Origin of the sequence: Coprococcus sp. OM04-5BH (assembly GCF_003482105.1) — a bacterium.
Lineage (GTDB): Bacteria > Bacillota > Clostridia > Lachnospirales > Lachnospiraceae > Coprococcus.
In genome coordinates this window covers 144,101-167,325 of sequence record NZ_QULM01000002.1, presented here as the reverse complement: position 1 = coordinate 167,325, position 23,225 = coordinate 144,101, and the positions used below count along the sequence as shown (strand labels likewise).

At 42.3% G+C, this 23,225-nt stretch carries 18 protein-coding genes; 17 read left to right on the top strand and 1 reads right to left on the bottom strand.

All coding sequences use genetic code 11. From position 1 onward, the window contains the following. The first annotated feature begins 1 nt into the window (after position 1). From DXB54_RS06260 to DXB54_RS06200, 13 genes are all read left to right on the top strand, one after another. Complete coding sequence (locus DXB54_RS06260; RefSeq protein WP_118694604.1) at positions 2 to 2,854, top strand: FtsK/SpoIIIE family DNA translocase; 2,853 nt, start codon at positions 2 to 4, stop codon at positions 2,852 to 2,854. A 101-nt stretch (positions 2,855 to 2,955) separates the two neighbouring features. After that, positions 2,956 to 4,626: a formate--tetrahydrofolate ligase gene (locus tag DXB54_RS06255; protein WP_118694603.1), complete on the top strand. Its 1,671-nt coding sequence runs from the start codon at positions 2,956 to 2,958 to the stop codon at positions 4,624 to 4,626. 39 nt (positions 4,627 to 4,665) lie between these two features. Continuing rightward, positions 4,666 to 5,514, top strand: a complete 849-nt coding sequence (folD, locus tag DXB54_RS06250) for a bifunctional methylenetetrahydrofolate dehydrogenase/methenyltetrahydrofolate cyclohydrolase FolD (protein WP_118694602.1) — start codon at positions 4,666 to 4,668, stop codon at positions 5,512 to 5,514. A 19-nt stretch (positions 5,515 to 5,533) separates the two neighbouring features. Then, complete coding sequence (gene rimO, locus DXB54_RS06245) at positions 5,534 to 6,847, top strand: 30S ribosomal protein S12 methylthiotransferase RimO (protein ID WP_021939107.1); 1,314 nt, start codon at positions 5,534 to 5,536, stop codon at positions 6,845 to 6,847. Further along, positions 6,844 to 7,374, top strand: coding sequence for a CDP-diacylglycerol--glycerol-3-phosphate 3-phosphatidyltransferase (pgsA, locus tag DXB54_RS06240; protein ID WP_118694601.1), 531 nt, complete (start codon positions 6,844 to 6,846; stop codon positions 7,372 to 7,374). The genes rimO and pgsA overlap by 4 nt, the downstream gene beginning before the upstream one ends. A gap of 252 nt (positions 7,375 to 7,626) precedes the next feature. Then, a complete protein-coding gene (locus tag DXB54_RS06235) occupies positions 7,627 to 9,042 on the top strand; it encodes an acyl-CoA carboxylase subunit beta (protein WP_021939109.1) in 1,416 nt (471 codons plus the stop codon). Between the two features lie 15 nt (positions 9,043 to 9,057). Further along, positions 9,058 to 9,981 carry an OadG family transporter subunit gene (locus tag DXB54_RS06230; RefSeq protein ID WP_118694600.1) on the top strand — a complete coding sequence of 308 codons (924 nt, stop codon included), beginning with the start codon at positions 9,058 to 9,060 and terminating at the stop codon, positions 9,979 to 9,981. 18 nt (positions 9,982 to 9,999) lie between these two features. Then, on the top strand, positions 10,000 to 10,377 hold the full coding sequence (locus tag DXB54_RS06225; RefSeq protein ID WP_118694599.1) for a biotin/lipoyl-containing protein: 378 nt from the start codon (positions 10,000 to 10,002) through the stop codon (positions 10,375 to 10,377). 38 nt (positions 10,378 to 10,415) lie between these two features. Beyond that, positions 10,416 to 11,546 (top strand): sodium ion-translocating decarboxylase subunit beta, encoded by a 1,131-nt coding sequence (locus DXB54_RS06220; protein ID WP_118694598.1) that lies wholly within the window; start codon positions 10,416 to 10,418, stop codon positions 11,544 to 11,546. An 88-nt stretch (positions 11,547 to 11,634) separates the two neighbouring features. Further along, positions 11,635 to 13,041, top strand: a complete 1,407-nt coding sequence (locus DXB54_RS06215) for an oxaloacetate decarboxylase subunit alpha (RefSeq protein ID WP_021939113.1) — start codon at positions 11,635 to 11,637, stop codon at positions 13,039 to 13,041. A gap of 101 nt (positions 13,042 to 13,142) precedes the next feature. Next, complete coding sequence (locus DXB54_RS06210; protein WP_118694597.1) at positions 13,143 to 14,372, top strand: NAD(P)/FAD-dependent oxidoreductase; 1,230 nt, start codon at positions 13,143 to 13,145, stop codon at positions 14,370 to 14,372. Positions 14,373 to 14,394: 22 nt separating this feature from the next. After that, on the top strand, positions 14,395 to 15,054 hold the full coding sequence (cmk, locus tag DXB54_RS06205; RefSeq protein ID WP_118694596.1) for a (d)CMP kinase: 660 nt from the start codon (positions 14,395 to 14,397) through the stop codon (positions 15,052 to 15,054). 166 nt (positions 15,055 to 15,220) lie between these two features. Beyond that, the gene (locus DXB54_RS06200; RefSeq protein ID WP_118694595.1) at positions 15,221 to 17,149 is read left to right on the top strand and encodes a bifunctional 4-hydroxy-3-methylbut-2-enyl diphosphate reductase/30S ribosomal protein S1; all 1,929 of its coding nucleotides are present in this window, start codon (positions 15,221 to 15,223) and stop codon (positions 17,147 to 17,149) included. Between the two features lie 218 nt (positions 17,150 to 17,367). On the opposite strand, the gene DXB54_RS06195 is transcribed toward DXB54_RS06200, so the two are convergent. Next, positions 17,368 to 18,519, bottom strand: coding sequence for a ribonuclease H-like domain-containing protein (locus DXB54_RS06195; protein WP_118694594.1), 1,152 nt, complete (start codon positions 18,517 to 18,519; stop codon positions 17,368 to 17,370). A gap of 101 nt (positions 18,520 to 18,620) precedes the next feature. Between DXB54_RS06195 and ruvA the strand changes: the two genes are divergently transcribed. The 4 genes from ruvA (at position 18,621) to DXB54_RS06175 (ending at position 23,216) form a co-directional block, all read left to right on the top strand. Further along, complete coding sequence (ruvA, locus tag DXB54_RS06190; protein ID WP_118694593.1) at positions 18,621 to 19,223, top strand: Holliday junction branch migration protein RuvA; 603 nt, start codon at positions 18,621 to 18,623, stop codon at positions 19,221 to 19,223. 47 nt (positions 19,224 to 19,270) lie between these two features. Continuing rightward, entirely contained in the window at positions 19,271 to 20,266 is a 996-nt protein-coding gene (gene ruvB, locus DXB54_RS06185) for a Holliday junction branch migration DNA helicase RuvB (RefSeq protein WP_118694592.1), read from the top strand. A 66-nt stretch (positions 20,267 to 20,332) separates the two neighbouring features. Beyond that, positions 20,333 to 20,734, top strand: coding sequence for a cell division protein ZapA (locus tag DXB54_RS06180; RefSeq protein WP_021939120.1), 402 nt, complete (start codon positions 20,333 to 20,335; stop codon positions 20,732 to 20,734). Next, positions 20,724 to 23,216, top strand: coding sequence for a peptidase U32 family protein (locus tag DXB54_RS06175; protein WP_118694591.1), 2,493 nt, complete (start codon positions 20,724 to 20,726; stop codon positions 23,214 to 23,216). Before DXB54_RS06180 ends, DXB54_RS06175 begins: the two co-directional genes overlap by 11 nt. Positions 23,217 to 23,225: the final 9 nt, after the last annotated feature.

Genomic DNA, 23,225 nt, shown 5'->3' with positions numbered 1-23,225 from the left:
GATGGCTACAAATACTAAGAAGACCACCGGACGTAACTCCGGTGCTTCCAAAAGCAAAAAAAATACTAAAAGCACCGCAAAGGGCAGGAAAAATACATCTGCCAGGGGAAGGCAGGTGAGAAATGAACAGGAGCAGGCAGTAAGGCTTGAGGTTATACTTATCTGCGTTCTTGCATTTGCAGTATTTCTCTTTATAGCAAATTTCGGCAAATGCGGTACCTTTGGAAATGCAATTTCGGGATTTTTCTTCGGTCTTATAGGTTCGGTGGAATATTTCTTCCCTGTCTATATGTTCTTTTCAGCAGCGTTCCTTGTGTCAAATCGTTTTGACAGAAGGATATTAAAGAAGATAATTTATGTTGGCGTTCTGCTCTGTATGTTCTCAATGCTCTGTCAGATGTTATCTGCCAGTGATTTTGAATCCGTAAAGAACATATACATGGATGGATATAAGAACCATAAGGGCGGAGGGTTGATAGCCGGTCTGGTATTCTTCCTTTTAAGGACTGTTATCGGTATACCTGGAACCATCATTGTCATGGTTGTGGTAACAGCTATCATGTTCATGCTGTTGTGTGAGATATCCATCGAAGGAATGGCAAGGGATATTAAGAACAGCATATCAGTGCATTTCTCCGATGAAAAGAAGAGTGAAAGAAGCACCCAGAGAAAGAAACGCAGAAGAGAACAGATAGATGAGTTCGGACTTTTAGATGATGATATGGATGATTTTGAGGAAACAGGCAGAAACAAAGGACCGAGAGTTGATATGAATAATATCAATGTGTTCGATTCAACCCGAAAAACTCCTTCCAGGAAGGGTAAGACAGATAGTCCTCACGATGTCCATGAGGTAAAGGACAAGCCAAGGGATTTCTTTGATATAGATCCTGATGATAACGGTATCGAGCGTATCAACATGCATGACGAGACTGAACAGGACAGGGCGGAAGCACCTAAGCCAAGAAATCGCAGAACAAAGGCGGGAACAGTATCAAAGACAGCGGAAGCTGCACAGAAAATTGCTTCAGGAACAGGAAATCTTTATCCGGGCATTTCAGGAGCCGGTGTTAAAGGTGCTGCCGGTGCAGGAGTATTGCAGCCTAATACTTCAGGCGTGGGCATTGGTATGTCTAAACCTAAGACTACAGATTTTGGCACAGCAGGTAAGGCAACCATAGATATGGGAGAAGATGTACTGGCTGGTGCGGTAAACGGCAATCTTCATCCTGAGACCATCAGTGATTACAGTCCGGAGCATGACTCGGCATTTGAGTCAGTTACTGGTGGCAGTGGAGCTGACGCAGCTAAGGCTTCAAAGCCGGCTGTCAGGAAAAATGAGAGCACGGCTCCACAGAAGAGTTACACCGAGGGTGGCAGATATACTCTGCCGGACGCGTCACTTCTTACAAAGGCTGAGAAGCAGAACAATACCAACAGGGACGCTTATGTAAGGGAGACAGCCATTAAACTCAAAAACACTCTTGAAAACTTTGGTGTAAATGTAACCATAACGAATTACAGCTGCGGTCCGGCAGTAACAAGATTTGAAATGCAGCCGGAGCAGGGAGTCAAGGTCAGCAAGATACTTAATCTTGCCGATGATATCAAGCTTAATCTTGCTGCTGCCGATATAAGGATAGAAGCTCCTATACCGGGAAAGGCTGCTATAGGAATAGAGGTTCCTAACAAGGAGATATCCGTTGTTACATTCAGGGAATTAGTTGAGTCAGAGAACTTTAAGAAGGCGAAATCCAAGATATCATTTGCAGTGGGAATGGATATAAGCGGACAGGTTATCACCACAGATATTGCCAAAATGCCACATCTTCTCATTGCAGGCTCCACAGGCTCAGGTAAGTCTGTATGTATAAATACACTTATAATGAGTATTCTCTTTAAGGCAAGGCCGGAGGAGGTCAAGCTTATAATGGTAGATCCTAAGATGGTTGAGCTCACCTGTTATAACGGAATACCACATCTTCTTATACCGGTTGTGACAGATCCTAAGAAAGCTGCCGGAGCTCTTAACTGGGCAGTTGAGGAGATGACAAGGCGATATCAGTTATTTGCAGATACAGGAGTGAGAAATCTCACAGGCTATAATGAGAAGGTTGCCGACGCACTGGCATCCGGAGGTGTTGATCCTGAGAAGCTCACGAAGCTTCCGCAGATCGTTGTTATCGTAGATGAGCTGGCTGACCTTATGATGGTTGCCCACGGTGAGGTGGAGGATGCCATAGTAAGACTTTCACAGCTTGCCAGAGCGGCGGGAATACACCTTGTAATAGCTACCCAGAGACCATCTGTAGATGTAATCACCGGTCTTATAAAGGCTAATGTTCCGTCAAGAATAGCATTTGCAGTGTCATCAGGTGTGGATTCAAGAACCATCCTTGACATGAATGGTGCCGAGAAGCTTCTTGGTAAGGGAGATATGCTGTTTTACCCTACAGGCTTCCCTAAGCCTGTGCGAGTCCAGGGTGCCTTCATATCAGATGATGAGGTGGCAAGAGTTGTGGATTACCTTAAGAAGTCCAATGGCGTGGGTACATACGATGAATCCGTATCAAATTCCATTGCCAGCGGTTCAGATGGATCGTTAAACGGCGCAGGTTCCGGTGGAAATGACAGGGATGAGTACTTCATTGAAGCAGGGAAGTTCATAATAGACAAAGAAAAAGCTTCTATAGGAATGTTACAGAGGGCATTTAAGATCGGCTTTAACAGGGCTGCAAGGATAATGGATCAGCTTGCGGACGCAGGAGTTGTGGGTCCTGAAGAGGGCACAAAGGCAAGGAAGATATTAATGTCTGAGGAACAATTTGAACAGTACATAGATGAGTATTATTAAAATACATTAATAAGGACTGTTACTAAAAAAACAGATTACAGAAGATGTTATTTAGAAATATTAAATATACATATATAAAAAACGACAAAGGAGACAAATGTATGTTAAACGATATCGAAATCGCTCAGCAGGCTCACATGGCAAATATTAAGGATGTGGCTGCGTCAATAGGAATTGCCGAGGACGACATAGAAATGTATGGAAAGTACAAGGCAAAGCTTTCAAGTGAACTTATTAAGAAGGTTTCAGACAATGATGATGGAAAGCTTATACTTGTAACAGCCATCAACCCGACCCCTGCAGGAGAGGGCAAGACAACAGTTACAGTTGGTCTAGGTGAGGCCATGGCAAAGCTTGGAAAGAAGTCTCTCATAGCATTAAGAGAACCATCCCTAGGACCTTGTTTCGGCATTAAGGGTGGAGCAGCCGGCGGCGGATATGCCCAGGTTGTACCTATGGAGGATCTTAACCTTCATTTCACAGGTGATTTTCATGCCATAACATCAGCAAATAATCTCCTTGCAGCAATGATGGACAACCATATACATCAGGGAAACGAGCTTAGGATAGACGTGAATCGTATAGTGTTCAAGAGATGTATGGACATGAACGACAGATCACTCCGCCATACAATAGTAGGTCTCGGAAAGCGTGTGGATGGTGTGCCTCGTGAAGACGGCTTCGTTATAACAGTTGCCTCAGAAATAATGGCCATCCTCTGTCTTGCAAAGGACTTTAGGGATCTTCAGGACAGACTTGGCAGGATAATAGTTGCATACAATTACGACAATGAGCCTGTAACTGCCGCTGACTTAAAGGCAGTTGGAGCAATGTCAGCACTTCTTAAGGACGCCATCAAGCCAAACCTTATCCAGACCCTTGAGAATACACCTGCAATAGTACATGGTGGCCCATTTGCAAATATAGCCCATGGCTGTAACAGTGTAATGGCAACAAAGACAGCCTTAAAGCTTGCTGACTATGTTATTACAGAGGCAGGCTTCGGTGCAGATCTGGGAGCTGAGAAGTTCTTCGATATCAAGTGCCGTATGAACGGACTCAAGCCGGACGCAGTAGTTCTTGTGGCTACAGTCAAAGCTCTCAAGTATAACGGTGGGGTTCCTAAGACAGAGCTTACAGCAGAAAATCTTGAGGCGTTAAAGAAGGGTATCGTAAACCTTGAGAAGCATATTGAAAATCTCCAGAAGTACGGCGTGCCTGTTGTTGTAACATTAAACAGATTTATCACAGATACAGACGCAGAGCTTGACTTCGTTAAAGAATTCTGTACTGCAAGAGGATGTGATTTTGCCCTTGCAAATGTATGGGAGAAGGGTGGCGAAGGTGGAATAGAGCTGGCAAATGCAGTCCTCAACACCTTAGAGACAAAGAAAAGCAACTTCAAGGTTCTCTATGAGGATGATCTTTCTATAAAGGACAAGATCAGTACAATAGCTACAGAGATATATGGTGCTGACAATGTAACCTACAGCCCTGAGGCTTCAAGAGCCATCAAGAAAATAGAGGAAATGGGATTCGGTAATTTCCCTGTATGTATGGCAAAGAACCAGTATTCGCTGTCAGATGATCCTAACAAGCTTGGAAGACCAACAGGCTTTGATATAAATATCCGTGAGGTTTATGTAAGTGCAGGCGCAGGCTTCGTAGTTGCCATAACAGGAACTATAATGACCATGCCTGGACTTCCAAAGAATCCTGCTGCATTTAATATCAGCGTGACAGATGACGGGGTTATAAAAGGTCTGTTCTAGTACCCGGCAGAAAATAATGACAGAATAGAGGATGATATAATGGCACAGATAATAGACGGAAAGGTGATCTCGAAACAGATCAAGGATGAGGTTAAGGAAAAGGTAAGTGCTTATAAGGCACAGGGCATAGAGATAAGCCTTGCAGTTGTGCTTGTGGGAAATGATCCCGCCAGCACAGTGTATGTAGGAAATAAGAAGAAGGCATGTGAATATACAGGGATTAATTCTGTATCATATGAGTTGCCCGAGGATACAACTGAGGCAGAGCTTCTTGAACTTATAGACAAGCTTAATAACGATGACAAGATAAATGGCATACTGGTGCAGCTTCCACTTCCTAAACATATTGATGAGGATAAGGTCATCAAGGCTATATCTCCACTAAAGGACGTGGATGGCTTCCATCCTATGAGCGTAGGAGCTTTAAGCATTGGGCAGCCGGGCTTCGTTTCATGTACGCCGGCGGGCATAATCGAGCTTATCAAGAGATCGGGAGCAGATATAGAGGGCAAGGAATGTGTGGTTATAGGCAGAAGCAATATTGTTGGAAAGCCAATGGCACTTCTTCTGTTGAGAGAAAACGGCACAGTAACCATATGCCATTCAAGGACAAAGAACCTTAAGGAAGTATGCAAGAGAGCAGATATCCTTGTGGTTGCTATCGGAAGACCAAAGATGATCGACAAGTCATATGTTAAGGACGGAGCGGTTGTTATTGATGTGGGAATACACAGAGGTGCCGATAATAAGCTGTGCGGAGACGTAGATTTTGCTTCCGTTGAGCCTGTGGCAGGTGCCATCACTCCGGTTCCCGGCGGTGTAGGACCTATGACCATTGCCATGCTCATGAACAATTGTGTCAATTCAGTTGCTATACAGAAAAAATAATTATAAGGTGATGTAAAATATGAAAATATTAATGGTTTCACTTGGCTGCGACAAAAATCTATGCGATAGCGAGGCCATGCTTGGAAAGCTTCACAGTGCAGGTCATGAGATAACAAATGATGAGCAGGAAGCAGAGGTTGTGGTCATAAATACCTGTGCATTTATAAAGGACGCAAAGCAGGAAAGTATCAATACCATTATCGAGATGGCTGAGCTTAAGAAGACAGCTAATCTTAAGAAGCTTATAGTTGCAGGCTGTCTGTCCCAGAGATATCAGGACGAGATCTTGGAGGAGCTTCCGGAGATAGATGTCATCTTGGGTTCCACCAATTTTGACAAGATACTTGAGGCTGTCGGAACCGATGATACCAAGATCATAGACAGTATAAATTATATGCCGGATACAGATAACGACAGGATTGTTACAACCCTTGCAGGCATGGCGTATCTCAAGATCGCTGAGGGATGCGGTAAGATGTGTACCTACTGCGTTATTCCGTATATCAGGGGTAAGTACAGAAGTGTACCTATGGAGAAGCTGCTGTCCCAGGCAGAGATGCTGGCAAGAGACGGCGTCAGGGAGCTTATACTAGTTGCCCAGGAGACTACATTATACGGCACGGATATCTATGGAAAGAAAAAACTTCCGGAGCTGCTCCGTAAGCTTTGTGAGATAGACGGCATAGAGTGGATAAGACTTATGTATTGTTATCCTGAAGAAATAACAGAAGAACTTATTGATGTTATGGCAGATTGTGATAAAATATGTAAATACATTGATATACCTATCCAACATTCAGAGGACAAGATATTAAAGCGTATGGGAAGAAGAACCACCAGAAAAGAACTGGTGGATCTTATAACAGCTTTAAGAAGCAGGATACCGGATATCGCCATACGGACAACACTGATCACCGGATTTCCGGGAGAGACTGAAGAAGAGCATGAGAGCGTGTGCGAATTTATAAATGATATGGAGTTTGACAGGCTTGGAGTGTTCACATATTCCCCTGAGGAGGGAACTCCGGCGGCAGCTTTTGAGGATCAGGTTCCTGAGGATATTGCCGAAGGCTGGCGTGATGAGATCATGGAGCTTCAGCAGGAGATATCCTACGACAGGAATCAGAGCTTTGTGGGAAAGCGACTTAAGGTTCTCATTGAGGGATATCTTGATGATGGAGATGTCTACATAGGACGCTCATACAGGGACGCACCTTCTGTTGACGGCATGATATTTGTCCATGCCGATCATGAACTGATCTCGGGAGCCTTTGTGGATGTGGATATTACCGAGGCAAATGAATATGACCTGATAGGAGATGTTGCGGAATGAATCTACCAAATAAACTGACAATATTAAGAGTTATAATGATACCGTTCTTCCTTGTATTTCTGTACATGGAAGCTTCCTGGACAAAATGGGTGGCACTTGGAATATTTATCGTGGCTGCCATCACAGATACATTAGACGGACAGATCGCCAGACGCTGCCATCTTGTAACAAACTTTGGAAAGTTCATGGATCCTCTGGCAGACAAGCTGCTGGTGTGTTCGGCACTTATTGCTTTTACGGATCTTCACAGGATGCCGGGTTGGATCGTTATAGTTATAATCGCAAGGGAATTTATCATAAGCGGCTTCAGACTTATTGCTGCCGAGAAGGGAGTAGTAATAGCAGCCGGATGGTGGGGAAAGATAAAGACAACTGTCCAGATGATAATGGTATGCTTCCTTATAGCAAACCTTTCATCACAGTTTATATATTACCTTGAGCAGGTGCTCATATATGCGTCACTTGCACTTACCATCATCTCTCTTCTTGATTATCTTATTAAGAACAGGGATGTGCTTAAGGGCTGATGTCCGAAAAATATCTGTAATTAGTTTATAATTAAAAAAATAAGGGGCGGGGTAAAATATAAGATGTATTTATCTCGCTCCTTTTTACTGCCTTGTATATGGTGATAATATTGTGTACAAATTATAAAAAATGCCGTAAAGGTGTTTTTTTACTTGAAATATGTTGTCAAAGGCATTACAATTATACTCGGCAGAAATTGGATTTTCCATAATACGGAATATCCTAAAAATATATCAAACGGAGGGCTAAAAATGAGCAACAAACCAAGCTTGTCAGCAAGTGATAGAATTAATGCATTACTTGATGACTCAAGTTTTGTTGAAGTTGGTGCATATGTAACAGCAAGAAACACTGACTTTAACATCCAGGACAAGGAAACTCCTAAAGATGGTGTTATTACCGGATACGGAGTAATCAATGGCAATTTAGTATATGTGTACAGCCAGGACGCTAAGGTTTTAGGCGGATCAATAGGCGAAATGCACGCGAGAAAGATTGCTAAGATTTATGACATGGCTATGAAGATGGGAGCACCGGTTATCGGTCTCGTCGATTGTGCCGGCTTAAGATTACAGGAGGCAACAGATGCACTTAACGCATTTGGCGAGGTATATCTCAAGCAGTCATTAGCATCGGGAGTAATACCACAGATCACTGCTATTTTTGGAACATGTGGCGGTGGAGCTGCTCTTATTCCTACACTTACAGATTTTACATTCATGACAAAGGAAGGTGCAAAGCTTTTTGTAAACAGTCCTAATGCGTTAGAAGAGAACAATGTTGTTAAACTTGACACTTCAACAGCAGAGTATGTAAGTGAGAATACAGCTAATGTTGATGGTGTATTTGAGACAGAGGAAGAGGTTCTCGGAACTATCAGAAGTCTTGTTGAAATGCTTCCATCATGTAACACAGATACAGACAAGCAGGAGAACTGCACAGATAACATTAACAGGATCATTCCTAACCTTGAAGGTTTCAAGAATGACGCAAAGGCAGTTCTTATGAACATTTCAGACAACTCATTTATCCTTGAGCTTAAGAAGGATTTCGCTCAGGATATCGTTACAGCATTTATCAAGCTTAACGGATATGCTGTAGGATGTGTTGTAAACCAGAAGGATGTTATCACAACCGACGGCGCATACAAGGCTGCAGATTTTGTTAATTTCTGTGACGCTTTTGATATCCCTGTACTTACACTTGTTAATGTTACAGGCTTTGCTGCTACTATTGATGAGGAGCATACAATTTCAAGAGCACTTGCAAAGCTTACAAACGCTTATGCAGACGCAACAACACCAAAGGTTACTGTTATCCTTGACAAGGCTTATGGTACAGCTTACACAGTTATGAATTCAAAGGCTATCGGTGCTGATCTTGTATATGCATGGCCTGACGCAGTTATCGGAACAATGGATCCTGAGATGGCTGTTAAGATCATGTATGAGGATGAGATCTCAGCCGCTGCTGATAAGATGGCATTCATCAAGGAGAAGAAGGCTGAATACACAGAGGCTCTTTCAGGAGCTGTTTCAGCAGCAAGCAGAGGCTATGTTGATGATGTTATCGAACCGGATGCAACAAGAAAGAGAGTTATTGCTGCATTTGAAATGCTTTATTCAAAGGATGAAATGAGACCATATAAGAAGCATAGTACAATATAAAGGAGTGACAACTTAATGAAGAAAAGATTATTCTTAATAATTTCTATGTTAGCTGTTGCCTTTACATTGGCAGGATGTTCTTCAAACGACAAGAAGGTTGCCTTTGACTATGATAATGACACCATTGCCGCATATGCGAATACACTGGCAAACGGATATATCAAGTTGTCAGAAGACGAAGCAGTTGTAGAAAACTGGGAAGCAAACGGCACAGATGCAGTATATATATCAGGTCAGGGACAGCAGGTAAGTATTTCTCAGTCAGATGTTGACGCTGTAAAGGTGTTCAGCAGTATGGAGAAGGACTACGGTAAGTTTGAAAGCCTTGACTCAACATATGAGATCGAAGAGGTAAAGGATACCGTAATCGTAACACTTACAGCAAAATGTGAAAAAGAAACAGCTGAAGTAAAAGTTACTTTTGTAGATGATACTGCAAGATTTAACTATTTATGCGAGTTCTATCAGATGGACGCAGACAGCCTTATTGCACAGGGCGTATATCCATATAAGCCATCAGAATTCGAGACAGGCAAAGTTCAGACTCTCGGCGAGAAGATGAAGGATGCCGGCACTAATACAATAATAGGTATGGGTATAGTATTCGTTGTACTTATATTTATTTCATTTGTTATTTCTCTGTTAAAGTATGTTCCTATGTTATTAGACAAAGAGACAAGGGAAAAGAGAAAGGCAGAAAAGGCTAAGGTGGCTGCCGGCGCAGCCGGCACAGACGAAGCAGCAGAAGAGCAGAAGCCTTCAAATGCTGTCGTTGATATTGTTAACACAGAGACAGGAGCAAGCGTTATGGATGATTCACAGCTTGTTGCAGTTATCTCAGCCGCAGTTGCAGCATATGAGAGTGGTAACAATTCCCAGGTGACATACCCAAGTAATGATAAGCTGGTTGCAAGACCGATCAGACGAGTAAGAAGATAATATAGGAGGATATCGATTATGAAGAATTATAGAATTACAGTTAATGGAACAGCATATGATGTTGCAGTTGAAGAATTAGCAGCAGGCGCAGCACCTGCACCAGTAGCACAGGTTGCAGCACCTGTAGCAGCACCGGCTCCAGCAGCAGCTCCTGCACCAGCAGCTAAGAGCACAGGCGCAGGTTCAATAAAGGTTGCTTCACCAATGCCTGGTAAGATCCTTGATGTTAAGACAAAGGTTGGCGACGCAGTAAAGAAGGGTCAGGTATTACTTATACTTGAGGCTATGAAGATGGAAAACGAAGTTGTTGCTCCGGAAGACGGTACAGTTGCAAGCGTTGATGTTGCAGTTGGCGCAATGGTTGAGGCAGGAGATACATTAGCATCTCTCAACTAATTTGGTACGTCGAATAATTTATAGGAGGAAACAACTAAATGGGCAGTAGTATACTTGACGTTTTGTCAAATTTAGCTAATCAGACCGGATTTGCAAATCTTGACTGGAAAAACTACATCATGATTCTTGTAGCTTTTGTTTTCATGTATCTTGCAATTGGAAAAGGTTTCGAACCATTACTTCTGGTACCAATCTCATTTGGTATGTTTTTGGTCAATATGTTCCCGGACATAATGGCAGAAGGTGGTTTATTACATTATTTCTATTTACTTGATGAGTGGAGTATTCTTCCATCACTTATTTTCATGGGTGTTGGTGCCATGACAGACTTTGGTCCGCTTATCGCAAATCCAAAGAGCTTCCTGCTGGGTGCAGCAGCTCAGTTTGGTATCTATGCAGCATACTTCCTTGCATTCCTTATGGGATTCAACGGAAAGGAAGCAGCAGCAATCTCAATAATCGGTGGTGCCGATGGTCCTACATCTATCTACCTTGCAGGTAAGCTTGGTATGGGTGGAACACTTTTAGGCCCTATAGCAGTTGCAGCATATTCATATATGTCACTTGTTCCTGTTATCCAGCCACCTATCATGAAGGCTCTTACAACAAAGAAGGAAAGACTTGTTAAGATGCCTCAGCTTCGTCCTGTAACAAAGCTTGAGAAGATTCTCTTCCCAATCATCGTTACACTGGTAGTTGTATTAATTCTCCCAACAACAGCACCACTTGTTGGTATGCTTATGTTAGGTAACCTCTTCAGAGAGTGTGGAGTTGTTAAGCAGCTTACAGAGACAGCTTCAAATGCCATGATGTACATCGTAGTTATCCTTCTCGGCACATCAGTTGGTGCATCTACAAGTGCTGAAGCATTCCTTCAGGTTAGTACACTTAAGATCTTTCTTTTAGGTCTTGTGGCATTTGCGTTCGGTACAGCAGCCGGTGTATTGTTTGGTAAGTTAATGTGTTGGGCTACAAAGGGTAAGGTTAATCCACTTATCGGTTCAGCCGGAGTTTCAGCAGTTCCAATGGCGGCCAGAGTTTCACAGAAGGTTGGAGCACAGTATGATCCAACAAACTTCCTTCTCATGAATGCCATGGGTCCAAACGTAGCAGGTGTTATTGGTACAGCCGTTGCAGCAGGTACATTCCTTGCTATATTCGGAATTTAATTTTAAAATAAAATTCAGCAGAACGATATAATATATCGGAAAATCTATATAATGTTTAGTAGACAGAAGATTTACAGGAGGTCATGAAATGGCAGATAAGAAACCGGTAAAGATTACCGAAACAGTATTGCGTGATGCGCATCAGTCACTTATAGCTACTCGTATGACAACTGAGCAGATGCTTCCTATCATCGACAAGATGGATAAGGTTGGATATCATTCAGTAGAGTGCTGGGGTGGCGCTACATTTGATGCTTCACTTAGATTCCTTAAGGAAGATCCATGGGACAGACTCAGAAAGTTAAGAGATGGTTTCAAGAATACAAAGCTTCAGATGTTATTCAGAGGTCAGAATATTCTTGGTTACCGTCATTATGCCGATGATGTTGTTGAGTATTTCGTTCAGAAGTCAATAGCAAATGGTATTGATATTATCAGAATATTTGACTGTCTTAACGATTTAAGAAACCTTCAGACAGCAGTTAAGGCATGTAACAAGGAAAAGGGACATGCACAGGTTGCGCTTGCTTATACTTTAGGTGATGCATATACACTTGATTACTGGAAGGATATGGCAAAGAGAATTGAAGATATGGGTGCAGATTCAATCTGTATCAAGGATATGGCAGGTCTTCTTGTTCCATATAAGGCAACAGAGCTTGTTGAGGCTCTCAAGGATGGTTCAAAGCTTCCGATCCAGCTTCATACACACTACACATCAGGTGTTGCTTCAATGACATATCTTAAGGCAGTTGAAGCAGGATGTGATATTATCGACACAGCAATTTCACCACTTGCCCTTGGCACAAGCCAGCCGGCTACAGAGGTTATGGCTAAAACATTTGAGGGTACAGAGTATGATCCTGGCTTTGATCAGAATCTCCTTGCTGAGATCGCTGATTACTTCAGACCAATGAGAGAAGAGTGGTTAAAGAGCGGACTTCTCAATCCAAAGGTTCTTGGTGTTAATGTTAAGACACTTTTATATCAGGTACCTGGTGGTATGCTTTCAAACCTTGTTTCACAGCTTAAGGAAATGAACGCAGAGGATAAGTTCAATGAGGTTCTTGAAGAGGTTCCAAGAGTTCGTAAGGACTATGGTGAGCCACCACTTGTTACACCTTCAAGCCAGATCGTTGGTACACAGGCAGTTCTCAATGTTGTTACAGGTGAGAGATATAAGATGTGTACAAAGGAGTCAAAGGCTCTTGTTGGCGGCGAGTATGGTCAGTCAGTTAAGCCTGTTGATCCTGAGGTTAAGAAGAAGGTTATCGGCGACAAGGAGCCTATCACATGTCGTCCGGCCGATCTCTTAGACAACGAGCTTGATAAGATCGAGAAGGAAATGATCCAGTACAAGAAGCAGGATGAGGATGTATTAACATATGCATTATTCCCACAGGTTGCTCTTGAGTACTTTAAGCTCAGAGACGCACAGGATACAAAGGTTGACGCTACATTAGTAGACAATGACAGCAAGGCATATCCTGTATAATATTTAATAAATTAGGAAAATGATTTTCTGGTAAGAGGCGGGAGATTTCCGCCTCTTATTTGATATAGTAACTAAGCAGGTGCGACATAAAGGAATATATAATGGGAACAATAGTTGTAGTAGGCGGCGGTGCTGCAGGAATGATGGCAGCCATAACGGCTGCCGGTAATAATAAAGTTATACTTGTTGAGAGAAATGACAGGCTGGGAAAGAAGCTGTTTATTACAGGTAAGGGCAGATGTAATCTTACAAATGCCTGTGATATAGACAGGCTTTTCAATGCTATTACCACTAATCCTAAGTTTATGTACAGCTCCATATATACATTTGACAATGAGGCGGTCATAGACTTCTTCAATAAGGCGGGACTTGTTACAAAGGTGGAACGGGGAGACAGAGTATTTCCTGCCAGCGATCATTCCTCTGATGTTATAGGTGTGTTAAAGACCCTCATAAACAGAAACAGGAACATAGAGGTCATGCTTAATACAAGGGTACAGGATATAGTTGTAAAGGACGGATGTGTTACAGGAGTTAAGACCGGTACCGGAGAGATTAAATGTGACGCAGTTATCCTGGCTACCGGAGGAAAGTCCTATCCTCTTACAGGCTCCACAGGAGACGGGTATAACATGGCAGAAAAATTCGGTCATACCATAAAGGATATTATGCCTTCATTGGTTCCTTACAACATAAAAGAGGCCTTCTGCAAGGAGCTTATGGGATTATCCCTTAAAAATGTAAGCTTCTGCATAAGATCAGGAAAGAAGACCGTCTTTAATGAACAGGGAGAAATGTTGTTTACCCATTTTGGAATAAGCGGACCGTTGGTTATCAAGTCGTCAGCTTATATACATCGTTATCTGGACAAGGAACTATCCATGTACATTGATCTGAAGCCGGCTCTTGACAGAGAGGCACTGGATCAGAGGATCGTGAGGGATTTCAAGAAGAACATAAATAAAGAGTTTAAAAATTCCCTGGGAGAACTGCTCCCTGTTAAGCTGATACCTGTTATAATAGAAATTACAGCTATAGATCCCTATAAACAGGTTAATTCCGTTACCAGAGAGGAGCGGGAAAGGCTTGTGGATACAATAAAACACATGGAACTCACCTTTGATGGTTTAAGAGGCTTAGATGAGGCAATAATAACAAAGGGTGGAATAAATACAAAGGAAATAAATCCTGCCACAATGGAGTCAAAGCTTGTGAGAAGACTGTATTTTGCAGGTGAGATCATAGATGTGGACGCCCTTACTGGAGGCTTTAATCTTCAAGTGGCGTGGTCCACGGGAAGACTAGCGGGAATGTGTGCCGCAGAGGAATAATATCACGGAGGAAAAGGATAATATGAACATAGCTATAGACGGGCCTGCCGGTGCAGGAAAGAGTACTATTGCCAAGCTTGTGGCAAAGGAACTGGGATTCATATATGTTGATACCGGAGCAATGTACAGAGCCATTGCACTGTATTTTATAAACAATAAGGTAGATATAGCTGATATGGAGCAGGTTGAGACTGCACTTTCAGCCATAAAGATCGAGATAAAGTACCGGGATGGTAAGCAGCAGGTAATACTAAATGATGAGAATGTTACCGGAAGATTGAGAGAGGAAGCCGTTGGAAATATGGCGTCCAAATCATCTGCCATATCGGTTGTGAGAGAAAAGCTTTTATCCTTACAGCGTGATCTTGCCGTTGCAAATAACGTGGTAATGGACGGCAGGGATATAGGAACAAATATACTTCCAAGTGCGGAGCTTAAGATATATCTGACTGCTTCATCTGCTGTCAGAGCCAAGAGACGTTATGACGAGCTGGTTGCAGCCGGCAAATCTGCCGATCTTTCACAGATCGAAGCAGATATAATCACTAGGGATGAGCAGGATATGAGCAGAAAGACAGCACCTCTTAAGCAGGCAGAGGACGCAGTGTATCTTGACAGCTCAGCCATGGACATAGATACGGTGACAGGAACCATCATAGGATATGCCCGTGAGAGAATATGATCAATGATAGATCATATGAATTAACTGAGGAGTAATATACTGTATTAATTGAAGGGGTTACCGGTAATATACCGTATGGATTAAATGGTTGACCGGTAATACATTACTTAAATTAAATGAGTGACAGAAAATAAATATCAAGTTTGATTTGGGGAGAAGTACAAGCATGGAAATAATACTTGCCAAGTCTGCGGGCTTCTGCTTTGGCGTTCAGAGGGCAGTCGATATGGCTTATGAGCAGGCGGGACACAGAGAGGTATATACATTCGGTCCTATAATCCATAATGAGGAGGTTATTGAGGACCTTAAGAGCAAGGGCGTCAATATAATAGAAGACCTGGATGAATTAGAGGGGAAGTCGGACTGCACGGTTGTGATCCGTTCCCACGGTGTAGAAAAAAAGGTATACGATGATCTCAATTCAAGGGGTATACATGTGGTGGACGCCACCTGTCCATTTGTGAAGAAGATCCACAATATTGTGAAAAATGATTCCGAAGCAGGCCGTGTTATCATTATTGTGGGAGATCCAAACCACCAGGAGGTTAAGGGGATAGTAGGCTGGTGCAGCGGTGAGGTACACGTTGTAGACAGCGAGGAAGGTATAATTTCCCTGATAGATGCATTGTCGGATGAGAACCATGAGATCAGCGTTGTAAGCCAGACCACTTTTAATTTGAATAAATTTAATAATATTGTTGATATTATTAGAAATAAATTGTATAATGTTAATGTTTATGAGACTATCTGTAACGCTACAGCTGTCAGGCAGAAAGAAGCGAAGGAGATTGCTTCAAGGGTTGATGCCATGATAGTTATAGGCGGCAGGAACAGCTCTAATACTCAGAAGCTATATGACATAAGCAAAAAAGAATGTGAGAATACTTACTATATACAGACACTCGTTGATTTGGATTTGACTACTTTTGAATCCGTTAGTAGGGTAGGTATTACAGCGGGGGCATCTACCCCAAATTATATTATTAAGGAGGTTCATAGTAGCATGGCAGAGTTAAGTTTTGAACAGATGTTAGAGAATGATGAGAGCAAGGTATCTATCAGACAGGGAGAGCTTGTTGATGGAACAGTAATCGATGTTAAGCCTGATGAGATCGTGGTTGATATCAAGTATAAGTCAGATGGTATCATCACAAAGAGTGAGTACACAAACGCTCCTAATGTTGATCTTACAGAACTTGTACACGTTGGTGACCCTATCACTGTAAAGGTTATTAAGACAAATGACGGAGAAGGACAGGTTGCTCTTTCATATAAGCAGGTTGCTGCAGAGAAGGTTAATGAGAAGCTTGAAGAAGCTTTCAATAACGGTGAAGTTCTCAAGGGTAAGGTAATTCAGGTTGTTAAGGGCGGCTTAAACGTAAATGTTGAGGAGTCAAGAGTATTCATACCTGCAAGCCTTGTATCAGATGTATATGAGAAGAACCTTGACAAGTATCTTGATCAGGAGATCGAGTTCGTATTAACAGAGTTCAACCCTAAGAAGAGAAGAATAATCGGTAACAGAAAGAAGCTTGTTGTTGAGCAGAAGGCTGAGGCAGCTAAGGAATTATTCGCAAGAATCGAAGTTGGCATGGTTGTTGAAGGAACAGTTAAGAATGTTACAGACTTCGGTGCATTCATTGATTTAGGCGGAGCAGACGGACTTCTTCATATCTCAGAGATGTCATGGGGAAGAGTTGAGAGCCCTAAGAAGGTATTCAAGGTTGGCGACAAGGTTAAGGCATTCATCAAGGCTATTGATGGTGAGAAGATTGCTCTCAGCTTAAAGTTTGATGAGACAAACCCATGGGTTAATGCAGAAGAGAAGTATGCAATCGGCAATGTTGTTAAGGGAAGAATTGCAAGAATGACAGATTTTGGCGCATTCGTTGAACTTGAGCCAGGGGTTGACGCATTACTTCATGTATCACAGATTTCATATGAGCATGTTGCTAAGCCTGAGGATGTATTCAAGATCGGTGATGAGATCGAGGCTAAGATTGTTGACTTCAAGCCTGAAGATAAGAAGATCAGCTTATCAATCAAGGCTTTACAGGAGCCACCAGTTGAGGAAGAGGCACCTGTAGAGGAGTAATCAGATAATATATTAAATGATACATATGATATCATGGTGATCGCAGTTGCAGGATGTGTCTGCGTGAGTTAATGATTTGTATGATATTAAGTGAAAAAAACAGCGTAGACAAGTTCTACGCTGTTTTTGTTGTGACGAGTTATTGTGACGAGTCAAATGCAGCATGTTTACATGATTTCATTTAACGACTGATGAGCTGCCAATCGATGTTTAAGCGGTTATGCTTTATATTTTTCATTAAGTCGTTCCTTTATGTACAGACTCTTATCCTGAGGGGCGGCTTTTTCAAATCCCTCAATATCCATAAAGGTCTGCTTATCATCAAGGTTGTACCTGTATTCGTAGCCAAGCCTTGTCTTTGCCTGGGTGAGGAAAAAGCCCTGCTTTACTGTATAGGCGTTTTCCTTTGTGGCCTTCTCTATGAATTCCGGTTCCACATAGCGTGCCAGGGATTTGTGTATGACCTTATTCTCAAGGGGCATATAGTAGTAGTTTTTATAATCCCTGAAATAATATTTCATTGTGTCTGATACAGGCTTAAACCGCAATGTCATGGTGTTCTTGTAGAGATTTACGAACATGTCTCCATTTGAATAGGTGACACGGGTAGGTATGTAGGCAGTGCTGCAGGTTACTGTCAGATTTCCGTCATTATCTATAGAGGCGGATGTGATAGTGTAATTTCCCGAAAATGTGTAGTTAAGGGCTGCCATATCTGTTATGGACATAAGCCCCAGGATGTCATCGTGATTATGTTTCAGAAGATCATCAAGATCAGCATTGTCCTTTGTCTTAAGGTATTTCTTATATACGCCTATGAGCTTTCCGCCGGAACAAAAGTCGTTACGATGGATGCCACAGAGCTCTTCAATATCTGACTGGTGACAGCTGTTAAGATGAAGCTTAGCCTTATACTTCCTTATAAGAACAAAAAGATCAATGCTTGTCATAGACTCGAATATATCGGCAAGATCGTGCTTTTTTAACCTTTCCCTTACATAGGGAATATCAAAGGTATTGCCGTTATAGGTAAGTGTATGGGAGAAGTGCTCTGAGATATCTGCGAAGTAAATGAGCATTTCCTTTTCGGATACGGGCGTGCCGTCGTCATTAAACAGCAGCGTGATCTCCGCGTTTCCTGAATTGTCTGTAATTCCGTAGCCTATCATGTATATGTAGGAATTTTTTGCGGAAAGCCCGGTGGTTTCTATATCAAAGAAAATAGTTTTGCCTGTATCTATCCCATATTCCTCACAGTGGAGTGTATTCAGTTTTTCTCTGTAGGTATATATCTTCAAGTTCCGTTCCTCCCGACTACATTTGCAATATCCCATATAATCATAGCAACAGTTTATTAAAAAAGCAAACATATATTCCCATTTGATAATTTGTGTGGTATAATCCGTGTGGGTAATTGACTAAATATAATTTTGATATGGGATATATATCCATATATATTGAAGAGGTAAATATGTTTTCATATATAAAGGGCGATCTAGTCGAGAAAAATGACGGAAGCATTGTTGTGGAATGTGGAGGAATAGGCTATATGCTGTTCATATCTGAACAGTTTGCCATGAGACTTCCTGCCATAGGAGCGGCAGTTAAGGTATATACTTATATATATATACGTGAGGATGAGCTGAGCCTTTACGGATTTGCAGATAATTCTGAGCTTGAGACCTTCAAGCTTCTTATATCCATAAACGGGATCGGCCCCAAGGCGGCACTTTCAGTGCTTTCTGCAATGTCTGTATCAGAGCTGCAATTTGCAGTGGTAACAGATGATGTGAAGAGTATTACAAAGGCAAATGGTGTTGGAACCAAGGGTGCCCAGAGGATCATAATGGAGCTTAAGGACAAGATGAAGATGGAAGATCTTATATCCGGTGCCTATGATAGACAGGTTACTGAGGCGGCTCCGTCAAGCAGTGTCACAAATGAGGTAATACTGGCACTGACTTCTCTTGGATACAGTGGCTCAGAGGCTGCCGCAGCCATAAAGAAGGTAAAGGATGTTGACGACATGTCAACAGAGCAGCTTTTAAGTGCGGCTTTAAAGAAGATAATGTAACATCAGGGATTAGTTGCCGGTGTTCATGGGAATGAGGAATGTTTTAAATGAACAGGATCATATCTACGGAAGCAGATATAGAAGAAATAAATAGCGAACAAAGTCTCAGACCGAGATTCCTTAAGGAATACATTGGTCAGAGCAAGGTTAAGAACAATCTCCGTATCTTTATCGATGCGGCGAAGAAGAGGAATGAACCTTTAGATCACCTTCTTCTGTACGGACCACCGGGACTTGGTAAGACCACCCTTGCCTCAATAGTTGCAAATGAAATGGACGTCAACATCAAGATCACATCAGGTCCTGCCATTGAGAAGCCGGGAGAACTGGCGGCGATCCTTAATAACCTCTCTGAAAATGATGTTTTGTTCATAGACGAGATACACCGTTTAAACAGTCAGGTTGAAGAGGTTCTGTATCCTGCGATGGAGGATTATGCCATTGATGTTGTTATTGGTAAGGGGGCAGGAGCCAGATCCATAAGACTTGAGCTGCCAAGGTTTACTCTTATTGGTGCTACCACCAGGGCAGGAATGCTGACAGCACCTTTAAGAGACAGATTCGGGATGGTAGACAGGTTGGAGTTCTACACACCGGAGGAGCTTAAGGATATAGTTATCCGTTCGGCTCAGGTGCTTAATGTGGATATTACTGAGGATGGTGCCTATGAGATAGCCAGAAGATCAAGAGGCACTCCGAGACTTGCCAACAGGCTGTTAAAGCGTTGCAGGGATTTCGCCCAGGTGTGCCACAACGGAGTTATAAACAAGGATACTGCCCAGACGGCACTTGACCGCCTTGAAGTTGATTCCATGGGACTAGATCATGTGGACAGAAATATATTATTTACAATGATAAATAAATTCTCAGGAGGTCCTGTGGGACTGGATACCCTTTCAGCAGCCATAGGTGAGGATCCGGGAACTGTGGAGGATGTATATGAGCCGTATCTTATAAAAAACGGATTCATAAATCGTACTCCAAGGGGAAGAATAGTTACAGATGTATGCTACAGGCACTTCGGGCTTGAACCATATAAGTAATAATAGGAAATACAGTAGAAGAGATAACAGCATAAAAGGCTGATAAAAAGACAAGGAGAAGAGAAAATGGCACAGAAACATGATATACCGGTTGTAATAAATAATAAAGTCTTCACATTAAGTGGTATGGAAAGTGAAGAGTATCTTCAGAATGTGGCAACATATATAAACTCAAAGATCGCAGAATGTCAGACATCAGAGAGCTACAAGCGTTCAAGTGCAGAGTATCAGAATATTCTTCTTGCATTAAATATCGCTGATGATTATTTCAAAGCAAAAATGCAGGTTAATCAAATGCTTTCAGATGACGATGACAAGGACAAGCAGATATATGACCTTCGTCATGACGTTATAGAGTATCAGATCAAGTGTGAGGCTGCCCAGAAGATGGCAGATGAATACAAGGAAAAGATAAGTGAACTTCAGAGACAGATAATCAAGTTGGAAGCGGAGAATAATGTTAAATAAACCAGAGATACTTGCACCGGCAGGAAGCATGGAGGCATTACATGCCGCTGTCAATGCCGGAGCAGACGCAGTGTACCTGGGAGGAAGTCTGTTCAGTGCCAGAGCATTTGCGTCTAATTTTGACACAACTGAATTATTAAAAGCCATAGATTACTGCCATATCCATAATATTAAATTATATATGGCAGTTAATACGTTATTAAAGAATACGGAGATCTCAGGGTTGTATGACTATATTCTTCCATTCTACAGAGAGGGAGTGGACGGAATAATCGTACAGGATATGGGCGTTGCCGGTGTCCTTGGCAGGTGCTTTCCTGACCTTCCTTTACACGGAAGCACCCAGCTCAGTGTGTCTTCGGAGTATGGGGCAACGCTGCTTAAGGATATGGGATTTACGAGATTTGTCCCGTCAAGAGAGCTGTCCTTAAGGGAGATAAAGGACATAAGATCGGCGGTTGATATAGAGATAGAGACTTTCGTTCACGGTGCCATGTGCTTCGCCTATTCCGGCAAATGCCTGTTCAGCAGCTTTGCAGGGGGAAGAAGCGGAAACAGGGGACGCTGTGCGGGACCTTGCCGTAAGCAGTATTCTGTTGAAGGAGAAAAAGCTGATTATGCCTTAAGCATGAAAGATATGTGTACTCTGTCCATATTGCCGGAGCTTATTGATACAGGCATAGATTCCTTTAAGATAGAAGGAAGGATGAAGAAGCCTGAGTATGTTGCAGCAACGGCAAATGCCTACAGGAACATCCGAGACCTGTACTTAAGCGGAAATCTTCATAATAAGGATATTGAAATGGAGAATTACAGGCTTCTTGACATATATAATCGTGGCGGTTTCATATCCGGATATTATCATATGCATAATGGCAATGAAATGCTGAGTCTTGACAGACCTAACCATACAGGTGTTGAGGTGGGAACTGTTGTCGGAGTAAATGCTCCGGAAGTTGACATAACTCTTAAGGCTGATGTAAATAAGGGAGACGTTCTGGAGATCAGGACACCTTCCGGTAATATAGAGCTTACCTTGAATGTTACCGGTGCAGCCGGGAAGAATATAAGCATAAAGGGCAAGGAGCTTAAGCATATAAAAAGGGGCCAGAGAGTATTCAGAACCAGAAATAATGTGCTTATAGATCAGATAAACAAAGAACTCATAAATAGTGATAAGACTGTCAGTGCAGGATGTTACTTCTACGGAGAAGTGGGAGCACCCTTTACAGTTAATCTTTCTATTCCTGAGTATGATATATATGTGGATGTTACAGGAGATATTGTTCAGCCTGCAAATAACAAACCGGTTACTGCCGGACAGCTTAAGGAAAGACTTGGTAAAACAGGAAATACCGGATTTGTATTTAAGGATATAGAGGGTTATGTACCGGACAATGCATTTCTGCCGGTGAGCGTCATAAATGACGTGAGACGAAGGGGCATAGAGCTTCTTGAAAAGGAGCTTGTGAAACGCTTTATGAGAGAGCAGGTACCGGAGCAGATGGATGACCGTGCAGAACAGGAAGAAACCAGACTTGCTGATATCAAACAAGAAAAAATCAGACTGGCTCACATGGAACAGGAAAATAATGGACAGCATGATATTAAGTTGAAAAAAAATGAATTGGCAGACGAAAAGAGATATGTCTATGTGAGAACCTTAGAGCAGCTAAAGTCTGTGGCTGCCATGGCTTTCAATGGAGTGATATTTGTTGACCATGGTATAGTTCCGTTGGCAGTCAGGGTTATGAATGGGCTATCCGAGAAAGAATTGTCTGAGAACGGATTGCCTGAGGATGAGCCGGCTGAGAATAAACCGGAGCTTGGAATTGCACTGCCTGAGGTCTTAAGGCAGGATAAGCTTAAGGCTATGGAGGAGCTTGACAGATATATGGACAGCTTCGCATATGTCCTTGTAAGAAATATGGATGAAATCCTATATGTAAAGAAACATTATCTTAATAAAAAAATAATTCTTGATTCATCCATATACTGCTATAATAATGAAGCGGTAGACTATTACAGGATAGTGATGCCTGAATTTATGATAGTCAGTTCGGCAGAGCTTACCTTATCTGAACTTAACGGGATAAATGCTCCTGTCATATATAAGGAATATGGTCATGACAAGCTGATGATCACTGCCCAGTGCATGAACAAATGCCACCGTGGCAGGGAATGCTTTAAGGAAAAGCTCATCCCTTTAAGAGACGAGCTCGGAAATGTTTTTTATGCAGTAAATCACTGCGATTACTGCTATAATATAATTTACAACGGAAGACCTGCATATATTGCCGACCTGCTTTTGGAGAAGACTCCGGGTAATCAGGCAGGAGAGCTGGCAGAGTTTACCATTGAGGATGGAAGAGAGACATTGAGGCTCTGTAATGCCCTTGGATTTACCGGGGAGGGCCCGGATCAGGAATTTTTCCGTGATCTGAAATATACTAGAGGACATTTTGTCAGAGGAATTGATTAATGGTTAGAA

Bases quoted from the DNA above. Each gene is read 5' to 3' on its own strand.
- ruvA (WP_118694593.1), top strand. From the start codon at position 18,621: ATGTTTTCATATATAAAGGGCGATCTAGTCGAGAAAAATGACGGAAGC.
- rimO (WP_021939107.1), top strand. From the start codon at position 5,534: ATGAAAATATTAATGGTTTCACTTGGCTGCGACAAAAATCTATGCGAT.
- pgsA (WP_118694601.1), top strand. From the start codon at position 6,844: ATGAATCTACCAAATAAACTGACAATATTAAGAGTTATAATGATACCG.
- DXB54_RS06220 (WP_118694598.1), top strand. From the start codon at position 10,416: ATGGGCAGTAGTATACTTGACGTTTTGTCAAATTTAGCTAATCAGACC.
- DXB54_RS06255 (WP_118694603.1), top strand. From the start codon at position 2,956: ATGTTAAACGATATCGAAATCGCTCAGCAGGCTCACATGGCAAATATT.
- ruvB (WP_118694592.1), top strand. From the start codon at position 19,271: ATGAACAGGATCATATCTACGGAAGCAGATATAGAAGAAATAAATAGC.
- cmk (WP_118694596.1), top strand. From the start codon at position 14,395: ATGAACATAGCTATAGACGGGCCTGCCGGTGCAGGAAAGAGTACTATT.
- DXB54_RS06210 (WP_118694597.1), top strand. From the start codon at position 13,143: ATGGGAACAATAGTTGTAGTAGGCGGCGGTGCTGCAGGAATGATGGCA.
- DXB54_RS06225 (WP_118694599.1), top strand. From the start codon at position 10,000: ATGAAGAATTATAGAATTACAGTTAATGGAACAGCATATGATGTTGCA.
- DXB54_RS06215 (WP_021939113.1), top strand. From the start codon at position 11,635: ATGGCAGATAAGAAACCGGTAAAGATTACCGAAACAGTATTGCGTGAT.
- DXB54_RS06235 (WP_021939109.1), top strand. From the start codon at position 7,627: ATGAGCAACAAACCAAGCTTGTCAGCAAGTGATAGAATTAATGCATTA.
- DXB54_RS06230 (WP_118694600.1), top strand. From the start codon at position 9,058: ATGAAGAAAAGATTATTCTTAATAATTTCTATGTTAGCTGTTGCCTTT.
- DXB54_RS06260 (WP_118694604.1), top strand. From the start codon at position 2: ATGGCTACAAATACTAAGAAGACCACCGGACGTAACTCCGGTGCTTCC.
- DXB54_RS06195 (WP_118694594.1), bottom strand. From the start codon at position 18,519: ATGTTTGCTTTTTTAATAAACTGTTGCTATGATTATATGGGATATTGC.
- DXB54_RS06200 (WP_118694595.1), top strand. From the start codon at position 15,221: ATGGAAATAATACTTGCCAAGTCTGCGGGCTTCTGCTTTGGCGTTCAG.
- DXB54_RS06175 (WP_118694591.1), top strand. From the start codon at position 20,724: ATGTTAAATAAACCAGAGATACTTGCACCGGCAGGAAGCATGGAGGCA.
- folD (WP_118694602.1), top strand. From the start codon at position 4,666: ATGGCACAGATAATAGACGGAAAGGTGATCTCGAAACAGATCAAGGAT.
- DXB54_RS06180 (WP_021939120.1), top strand. From the start codon at position 20,333: ATGGCACAGAAACATGATATACCGGTTGTAATAAATAATAAAGTCTTC.